The organism is Rhizobacter sp. P3_B12, assembly GCF_056402895.1.
This window is the reverse complement of sequence record NZ_JBFUGN010001560.1, coordinates 1-857: the sequence shown is the minus strand read 5'-3', so window position 1 is coordinate 857 and position 857 is coordinate 1. Positions and strand designations below refer to the sequence as shown.

Sequence of the window (857 nt, the reverse complement as noted above, 5' to 3'; positions counted from 1 at the left end):
GGCTCGGGAATGGACCTGACGCACTGCAGGATCGGCGTCTGGGGGCACCTGCGCGAGCTGACCGACGTGCTGCAGGACCGCGACCGGGTGGAGGTCTGGCGCGCGCTGCGCGTCGATCCGAAGGAAGCAAGGCGCCAGCGCTCGCGACAGGAGCCGCGCTCGCGCTGAGCCGCGGGGCTTACTTGCAGTCGGACGCGATGATGTCGCGCGTGCGCTTGGTCTCGTCGGCGCGGCCCTTGTCGTCGAGGATCTCGCGTTCGCCGTTGGCATTCGTGCGTGCCATGCGGATGCCGTCTTCGAGCGTCTTCAGCTGCCCCTTGGCGCGCGTGCAGTTCTCGGCGCGTGCGGCGGCGAGCTTCTCTTCCTCGGCCTTGCGCTTGGCGGCGTCGTCCTGATCGGTCTTGCGGCGCTTGGCCTCGAGCTCGGGGTCGACCAGCTTCGGGCCGCTGGCCGCGCTGGCTGCCGGCGAGGCTTCGGCCGGCGTGCCCTGCATCGGCGCGCGGCGCGCGGAACCGGCCGGGCGCTGCAGGATGTCCTGCTCGGCGATGGAGCCGGGCGGCGGGATGTCGCTGTACTGCACATGGCCCTTGCCRTCGCGCCATTTCCACTGGGCGAATGCCGTGCTGTGCAGGCCGATCGACAACACGGCGAGGAGGGCGCAGGCACCCAGCCTGGACGACGTGCGGGAAGGTATGAATTGCATGGCCGAAAGTGTAGTCGGCGTGACATGTGTGCAGGCGCGAGGCTCTGTCACCTTTTGTATGGCGATGCCCGCCTGGCCGAGGATGGCCGTGAACTATTACCGCTTTGGCGCGGCACGCATCGGCGCGGCCCGTCGAAGGGGGCCGGGCCCACGC

At 70.0% G+C, this 857-nt stretch carries 2 protein-coding genes; one reads left to right on the top strand and one right to left on the bottom strand.

Going from position 1 to position 857, the window contains the following annotated elements; all coding sequences use genetic code 11:
- Nucleotides 1-9: 9 nt before the first annotated feature.
- On the top strand, nt 10-168 hold the full coding sequence (locus tag AC1D01_RS36860) for an RnfH family protein (protein ID WP_477874788.1): 159 nt from the start codon (nt 10-12) through the stop codon (nt 166-168).
- 10 nt (nt 169-178) lie between these two features.
- Here AC1D01_RS36860 and AC1D01_RS36855 read toward each other — a convergent pair whose 3' ends face one another.
- Nucleotides 179-703 (bottom strand): DUF4124 domain-containing protein, encoded by a 525-nt coding sequence (locus AC1D01_RS36855; RefSeq protein WP_477874786.1) that lies wholly within the window; start codon nt 701-703, stop codon nt 179-181.
- Nucleotides 704-857 lie beyond the last annotated feature (154 nt).

What these genes read in the sequence shown, in the direction of transcription:
- AC1D01_RS36860 (WP_477874788.1), top strand. Translation starts at nt 10, where the DNA reads ATGGACCTGACGCACTGCAGGATCGGCGTCTGGGGGCACCTGCGCGAG.